This window comes from Streptomyces sp. FH025 (assembly GCF_017427025.1).
Classification (GTDB): Bacteria; Actinomycetota; Actinomycetes; order Streptomycetales; family Streptomycetaceae; genus Kitasatospora.
Genome location: NZ_JAFLNG010000348.1, coordinates 1 through 7935 on the forward strand (window position 1 = coordinate 1; position 7935 = coordinate 7935).

Sequence of the window (7935 nt, forward strand, 5' to 3'; positions counted from 1 at the left end):
ACGCGTACGACCCGCTCCGGCGTGGGTAGTTGACGGAGGGCAAACAGTCCTCCGCGCACGATTCGCCCCCGAACCGGGCGGTGCGTGCCTCCTCGTCACAAGGAGACCAGCAGTGATGAACACGTCCGAGGCGCGCCCGGCCGACCCCACCGGCGACGGCGACCCCGAGTTCCGCAACTACGTGGAGATCGTCCTCGACGGACTGGTGGACGAACCGGGACAGGCCGTCCTGGTCAGCGGCGAACGACGGCTCGGGGCCGCGGAGTTCCGCTCCCTCGTCTACCGACTCGCCCGTGCGCTGCGCGAGCGGGGCGTGGAGCGCGGACGCACCGTGACCCTGCTGTGCGGCAACATCCCGGAGACCGTCGCGGTCCGCTACGCCGTCAACCTGCTAGGCGCGCACTTCAACCACCTGTACATCCGGCTGGGCACCGACGTGCAGGCCCGGATCATGGCCGACGTCGAGACCTACGCCTTCATCATCGACCCCCGCCTCGCCGAGCGCGGTGCGGCCCTCGCGGCCGCGGTGCCGGTCAAGCACGTCCTGGTCCTCGGAGAAACCGGCGACGGGGAACCGGAGTTGGGCGACGACCTGCTCGCCCTGGCCGCGCCCCAGTCGGACGAGCCACTGGCCAGTGCCGCCCGGCCGGACGACCTGTGCTTCATCCGCCACTCCGGCGGCACCACCGGCCACCCCAAGGGCATCCGCAGCTCCTTCGCCCGGATGCAGGGCAACTGGCTCGGCGCCCTGATCACCGGTGAGCAGCGGCGGGACCTGGTGTGCACGCCGCTGTCGCACGCGGCCGGATTCGTCGCCGACGGCACCCTCGCCACCGGAGGCACGGTCGTGCTCCACTACGGCTTCGACCCCGGCGAGATCTTGGCCACCGTCGCCCGCGAGCGCATCACCGACATCTTCCTGCTGCCCCCGCTGCTCTACCAGGTGCTGGACCACCCCGACGCCGACTCCACCGACCTCTCCAGCCTCCGGCAGATCACCTACGGGGGCACGCCCTCCTCGCCGGTGCGCATCGCCGAGGCGGTCCGCCGCTTCGGCCGGGTGTTCCAGCAGGCCTACGGCCAGTTCGAGGCCGGCATCGTCAGCGTGCTGCCCGCCGCCGAGCACGACCCCGACCGCCTCGACCTGCTGCGCACCGCCGGCCCGCTGGTCGACGGCGTCGAGGTGGAGATCCGCGACGAGGACGACCGGGCGCTCCCAACCGGGCAGCTCGGCGAGATCTGCGTTCGGTCCGAGAACGCGATGGAGGGCTACTGGAAGAACCCGGAGCTGACCGCCGAGGTCCTGCGAGGCGGCTGGGTGCACACCGGCGACCTCGGCCGGCTCGACGAACGCGGCTACCTCTCCGTCGTCGACCGGATCAAGGACATGATCGCCGTCGTCGGCGGCCACGTGTACACCACCGAACTCGAGGACTTCCTCCACACCCACCCCGGCGTACGGCACTGCGCCGTCTTCGGGGTGCGCGGCGAGGGCGGCCACGAACGCGTTCACGCCACCGTGGTGCCCAACCCCGGGGCGAACGTGACGGCGCAGGAGCTGCGGACCCTGGTCCGCGACGGCCGGGGCGAGATGTACGTGCCCGACGTCATCGACTTCGTCGACGTGCTGCCCCTCACCGACACCGGCAAGCCCGACAAGAAGGAACTCCGCCGCCTCGCCACCCCGGCGACCTCGTAGGCCCACACGGACCACGAGCCGTCGTGGCACGGCCTCGTACGGGGGGCGGCGCGCTCGCGCTGTCCCCGCCCGGGCCTTCGCGCCGGCTGTCGGGGTGATGGCGATCCGGACGGCGAACCTGTCATTCGGCCGTCGGGGTGATCTCGTACGCCCCGGCCCGCAGTCGGGTCGTCGTTCTTCGGAGCGTTGTGGGCGTGCAGTTGTGCGGGAGGGAGTAGGGGCGCAGGGGTGATGTTCCCATGGGCCTCGCCGACCATCGCGGCACGTCACCCGGCGCCCGCAGCCGACGCGCAGCTGACTGATCGTTCTCAGGTCACCAGGTGACCTGAGAACGATCAGTCAGCGGTAGATCCAGCAGACCGCGTCAGTCACTCACCGGATCGGCGCGGACGTCAGCGGGCGCTGCCGTGGGTGAGGAACGGGCCGATCCTCGGGGTCGACGGACCTGCCCCATTGACGATGTCGCTGATGCTGCGGTAAACGCGGTTGTTGATGTTGACGGACGGAATGTTTCCGGAGCCGTTCTGCTGCCGGTAGACGATTTCAGACAGGTCGTCCCAGTTGGTCTGGAGGTCGGTTCCAAAACCGCCGATGTAGTCGTAGGTGGCGGTGCCGTCGAACTCCCCGCCGGAGCCTATCGAATTGGCGATCCGGTTCTCGATCCAGCCGAAACGGGCCGCTTCGGCGGTTGCCCCGATGATGGCGGCGAGCGCGGTGCGGGCGCCGTACCAGTTGTTCTGGTTGAAACCCTGGAGCGTCCGAATGACGTCCCCGAAGTGCGGTCCGTCGAACTCCTGCCGGCCGCGGGTGTCGGCATTGGCGAGGGATCCGTACTGCGAGGAGTACGGCATCCGCTGGAAGAGGGCATTGGAGTTCGGGTAGTAGTTGCCGAACCGGGTCGTGAGATAGGCCGGGGCGTCGCTGAACATGTAGTTGTGTCCCACGATGGTGAAACCGTCGAGGTAGAGGTTATCGAGGCGAAGGTAGAGCGAGACTCGGTGGTTGTTGGCCGTGTCGTTGAAGTCGACAACCCTGATCTCGATGTAGCGCTCGGTTTCCTGGGTGGTCCGCATCAGGTTGGTTCCGATGGTGCTCCCGGAGAGCGTCCTGATCTGGTTGACCATGGCCCGGTAGTTGCGTTCGGCGTTCAGGTTGTTCCCGTTGCCCAGCCCGGTGATGTCCCACTGGATGATGGACCAGTAGCTGCTGGTGGCGGCTTCGGCGGGCGGGGCGGCTTTCACCTGGGCGAAGGAGAGCGAGGCCACGAGCGAGAGCAGAAGCGCCACCAGGCGCTTCACGTAGCCACCGGTGCGGGGGGTTGCGACCATGTGCGGAGATCTCCATTTCCGTCGTGCGCACGGCAAGTTCTGGTGCGTCACCCTCGCAACCCCCGCCAATTTTTCGCCAACGATCCGCCAACGCGGCGATCGCGGCGCCCGTGCCGACGGGCCGGGCCGGCCCCGTCCCCGGCCGCAGAGAGGGATCCGGTACCGCTGTGCGTCGATGCTCGCCTCGTCGAGCGGTGCGGCCAGCGTCATCTGAGGAGCACACCGGTACCCCTGAGCAACACACCGACACCTCGTCCGCCGGGCAGCCGAGACTCCCGGCGCGGCGATGTCAGTCGCCCCGCCTCGTGAGACGGGCCGTGGCGGGGAGGCCGATGAGCAGCAGGAGTCCGGCCGCCGCGGCGTAGGCGAGGTGATGGCCGCGCAGTGACAGGTCGTTGCCCTCCGCCGCGCCGACGGCCTGGGCGATGCCGGCGAGGACGGTGGGGCCTATGCCGCTGCCGATCTGCAGGGCGGTGGCCGTGACGGCCGAAGCGGTGCCGTGGGCCTGGTGCGGCACGTCGCGCAGGCCGGTGACGGTGATGGCGGGGAAGGCCAGGCCCTGTCCGATGCCGGTGACGACCAGGCCGGCCAGGACCGGGCCGACGTACGGGCTGTGTTCCCCCGCTGTGCACCACAGCAGCACGCCGCCGGCGGTGAGCAGGATGCCCGATGCCAGGAGCGGGCGCGGTCCGCGGGTCTTCATCAGCCGCCCGGAGACCAGCGCGGCGGCGGCGACGGCCAGGCTGACGGGAAGGACCGCGAGGCCCGAGGAGGCCGGGGACATGCCGCGCACCTGCTGGAGGTAGAGCGGCAGCAGGAACAGCGAGCCGGTGACGCAGAAGTAGAACGCGCCGGCCACCACCGCCGCGGTCCGCACGCCGCGCGTGCGCAGCAGGTCCCGGTCCAGCAGGACCGCGTCCCCGCCGCGGGTGCGGCCGCGGCGCCACCACGCGTAGGCGATGGCCGCAGCGGCCGCCAGCACCGCGATCGCGGGCAGGCCGTCGCCGGGGCGGGAGGCCAGGTCCGTGCTGAAGACGGTCAGGGTGATCGCCGTCACCAGGGCGGCGGCCCCCGCCAGGCCCAGGGGGCCCCGGCGGTGGTGTGTGCCCAGGGGCAGCCACCGGACGGCGGCCGCAGCGGTGAGGGCCGCCGCCAGGGCCTGCAGGGCGAACACCCAGCGCCACCCGAAGGCGCTGGTGACCACGCCCCCGAGTACCAGACCGGCTCCGTAGCAGCCCGCCTGCGCGGCGGAGAAGACGCCCAGGGCGCGTGAACGCATCGGCCCGCTGGGGTACACCGAGGTCAGCAGGGCCGTGGCTGCGGGCATGGTGATCGCCGCCCCCGCTCCCTGCAGCACCCGTCCCACCACGACCACCCAGAATGCGGGCGCCGTGAACGCCAGCACGGCGCCCGCCGCCAGCGTCGCCAGGCCTCCGACAAGCACCCGCCGACGCCGAAGCCGGTCCGCCATGGCCCCGCCGCACAGCAGCAGACCGGCGAACGCGAGCGCGTAGCCGGTCACCGCCCAGGACAGATTCTGCGCCGACGTACCGAACCGCGAGCTCACCGAGGGCAGGGCACTGTTGAGCACTGCGACACCACCGGCGTCCAGGCCCGCCGCGGCGCTCAGCACCGCCAGGGGCGCGTACCGGAGGAACGAAGCGGTCGAGGACCTGGACGAAGCGGGCGACGACGAAGCGGGCGAGGACGGAGAGAGCGAGGACGAAGTGGGCGAGGACGAGGCGGGCGAGGCCGAAACGGGCGGGGACGGTTCACTGGGACGTGCGGGCATGTGCGGGCTCCAGGGACGACGGACGCGTGGACCCACCGACCCGGCAGATCAGGCCCGTCGGTGACCAGGGCCGCCCGCGTCGTGCGGCACCAGCGGCAGCCAGTCTGAGCCGCGGCTCGCGCCGCGACGAGACACCGCTGCGGGCAGGCACCGCCGGGGGTAGCCCTGGCAGGGCTACCCCCGGCAGCGAGCGGAGCCGGATACTCGACGCATGGCACCGTCAGCGGCACTCCCCGAACTGGCCCACTTCCTGCGCACGCGCCGGGCCCGACTGACCCCGGAGGCCGCCGGCCTGCCCCGCACCAGCACCCGCCGGTTGAACGGACTGCGCAGGGCCGAGGTCGCCGTCCTCGCCGGCATCAGCCCCGAGTACTACACCCGGCTTGAACAGGGCCGTCAACGCCGCCCTTCCCCCGAGGTCCTGGACGCCCTCGCCGGGGCCCTGCAACTCGACGCCGACGCCCGCCGGCACCTCCACCGCCTCGCCACCGGCGGCCCGACGCACCAGGCCGGCCCGGCCGTCCGCACGGTCCCGGACGTCCCGGAGGCGACCCTGCGGCTCCTCGGCTCCCTCACCCCATGGCCCGCGCACGTGGTCACCCCCATGCGCGACATCCTCGCCTGGAACGACGCCGAGGCCTGGCTGCTCCTCGACTACGCCGAACTCCCTTCCGAGCAGCGGAACTTCGCATGGTTCGTGTTCCGCGACCCGCGGGCGCCCCGCCTCCTCGCGGACTGGGAGAAGACAGCGCGCGGCAACGTGCACCGCCTGCGCCACGCGCTGGCCGCCGATCCGCACGACGAACGCGGCAGCCGGCTGGTGGCCGACCTGACCGCGCACAGCAGCCGGTTCGCCGAGATCTGGGAGGAACACGACGTCCGCGGACCGGCCACCGGAAGCCACGGATTCCGCCACCCGCAGGCAGGACGGCTCGACCTGGACTACACCGCCTACGTCATCCCCGGCACAGACGGTCTCGAGCTCGTCGTCCTGACCGCGGCCGAGGGCTCGCCCACCCACGAGGCACTGAAGAAGGCCGCGGCGGAACGCTGAGCCCGCGACCCGGGGTTCAGCCCACCGGGAAGAAACGCTCGACGGCCGGTCGCAGCCGGCGGTCTCGAAGTCGTCGGTGGGCAGCGCGAGTTGTTCCAGGAGCAGGCCGTTGATGATGGTCAGTAGTTCGGCGGCGTCGGCCTCGGGGCCCGCGGATCCGGCCCCGCGCAGTTCGCGGGCGAAGGCCGCCCGCTGGGCGACCCCCCATTCGTCGAGGGTGTCATCTGGCCGGTCACTGACCGACCGCCGGTCACCGCCTCACAGGTCAGCCTCGCCGAGGCCACCGATCGGCCGGTCACGACCCCGGTCACCGCTGCGGCGGTCACTGACCGAGACAGTGACCGCCGCACTGACCTGGACACCGAGGACCTGCTGAAGATCGCACGGCAGGCGGTCAGCAAGGAAGACAAACTGACCCGCAAGGTGGTCGCCGAGGCGATCCGAGGTCAGCAGATCCCCCTCTCCAGCGACACCCTGACCCAGCTGATGGCCCAGCTCCGCGCCCAGCATGGCCAGCTGGTCACCGCCGACCGGAACTGACCGACACCTGACCGCCGGGGTGACCGACGAGGTCGCCCCGGCGGTCACCCGCCCGAACCACCGCCGAACGGGAGCACCCCACCATGCGCACCACCCCCGCCACCTGGGCCGAGGCGGACTCCTGGCTCGCTGTCCTCACCCAGCGAGGCCACCTCCACCACGTCGAGACCGGCCCGGACGGCGCCCGAAGCGTCCTGCGAGACCGGCACTCCCGCCCCTGGACCCTCCACCACCCCGTCCTTGCCCTCGACTTCATTGAGAAGCTCCTCCTCGACATCCGCCAGCGCGATACCGAGGCCAGCCGGTGACCGCCTCCGACCGGGACGGCACCACGCTGGGACCGGAGCGTGACCGCGATCGGGCTCCTGGCGGAGCAAGTTGTGGGGTAAGCCATGCTTACGCCGCCACCGCCCCGAACGGGTCGGCGGCACCCCGGCCGGCGGCAGACCCAGGGGGGCCCGCCGCCGACCAGGGAGCCGGCCCAGGGGTGCCGACAGAACAGGAGAGCGCGCCAGCCGCCGCCCGCGCCACCTCGCGCCGCCGCCGTCCCCGCCACGCCACCCGGCGCCGCACCTGCGTCAGCCTGCGCTTCAGCGAACCCGAATGGGCCGCCGTCCAACAGGCCGCCGACCACGCCGACCTCGCCCCGGGCGGCTTCTCCGCCGCCGCCACCCTCGCCGCCGTCACCAGCACCGACCCCAGTGCCGCCGTCGCCGACTACCGGCGCGGCATCCAGGAACTCATGGAGTCCAACCGCCAGCTCGGCGCCGTGGGCAACAACCTCAACCAGCTCGCCCACTACGTGAACGCCGGCGGCCAGCCGGGCACCGAGCTCCGCCACCTCCTGGCCCGCATCGAAGCCTCCATCGACGCGGTCGACGACGCCGTCGACTGGCTCATCCGCCGGTGATCCCCAAAATCCGCACCGGCACCGATCGCGCCTTCCCCCTCATCGACTACCTCTTCGGCCCCGGCAAACACGAAGAGCACACCGACCAGCACCTCATCGCCTCCTGGAACAACTTCGCCCCCGACCCGGGCCCCAACCCCGAACGGCACCAGGTCGCCAAACTCGCCAACCAGCTCGACCAACCCGTCAAGGCACTCGGCCAGCAGGCACCGGCCACCAGGATCTGGCACTGCTCACTGCGCGCCGCCCCTGGCGACCGGCACCTCGACGACGCCGAGTGGGCTTCCATCGCCCGGCGCATCGCCCACGCCACCGGCGTCGCCCCCGAAGGCGACACCGCCGCCTGCCGCTGGGTCGCCGTACGCCACGCCGACGACCACATCCACATCGCCGCCACCCTGGTCCGCCAGGACGGCCGCCTCGCTGGCCTCAGCTTCGACAAGCGCAAGGCCCAGGCCGAGGCCCGCCTCATCGAGAAGGAGTACGGCCTGCGCCAGCTCAACCCCGGCGACGGCACCGCCGCCAAGAACCCCACCAGCCAGGAGCACTTCAAGGCCGAACGAACCGGCCGCACCGACCCCCCCACGCGAAACCCCACGCGAAACCCTGCGC

General features: G+C 71.8%; 7 protein-coding genes. 5 read left to right on the forward strand and 2 right to left on the reverse strand.

Annotation, left to right across the window (positions count from 1 at the left end; translation table 11 throughout):
* The first annotated feature begins 115 nt into the window (after positions 1–115).
* Positions 116–1699 (forward strand): AMP-binding protein, encoded by a 1584-nt coding sequence (locus J0670_RS23100; RefSeq protein ID WP_207813562.1) that lies wholly within the window; start codon positions 116–118, stop codon positions 1697–1699.
* A gap of 392 nt (positions 1700–2091) precedes the next feature.
* Here J0670_RS23100 and J0670_RS23105 read toward each other — a convergent pair whose 3' ends face one another.
* A complete protein-coding gene (locus J0670_RS23105; RefSeq protein ID WP_207813563.1) occupies positions 2092–2997 on the reverse strand; it encodes a ribosome-inactivating family protein in 906 nt (301 codons plus the stop codon).
* 319 nt (positions 2998–3316) lie between these two features.
* Positions 3317–4819, reverse strand: a complete 1503-nt coding sequence (locus J0670_RS23110) for an MFS transporter (RefSeq protein ID WP_243437388.1) — start codon at positions 4817–4819, stop codon at positions 3317–3319.
* 211 nt (positions 4820–5030) lie between these two features.
* On the opposite strand from J0670_RS23110, the gene J0670_RS23115 reads away from it, so the two are divergent.
* The 4 genes from J0670_RS23115 to J0670_RS23135 all read left to right on the forward strand — a co-directional run.
* Positions 5031–5873, forward strand: coding sequence for a helix-turn-helix domain-containing protein (locus J0670_RS23115; protein WP_207813565.1), 843 nt, complete (start codon positions 5031–5033; stop codon positions 5871–5873).
* Between the two features lie 623 nt (positions 5874–6496).
* The gene (locus J0670_RS23125) at positions 6497–6721 is read left to right on the forward strand and encodes a hypothetical protein (RefSeq protein WP_207813566.1); all 225 of its coding nucleotides are present in this window, start codon (positions 6497–6499) and stop codon (positions 6719–6721) included.
* 179 nt (positions 6722–6900) lie between these two features.
* Positions 6901–7323, forward strand: a complete 423-nt coding sequence (locus J0670_RS40340) for a MobC family plasmid mobilization relaxosome protein (RefSeq protein ID WP_207813567.1) — start codon at positions 6901–6903, stop codon at positions 7321–7323.
* Positions 7320–7935: relaxase/mobilization nuclease domain-containing protein (locus J0670_RS23135; RefSeq protein WP_374223149.1), on the forward strand; the 616-nt coding region annotated here is incomplete at its 3' end. The genes J0670_RS40340 and J0670_RS23135, both read left to right, overlap by 4 nt.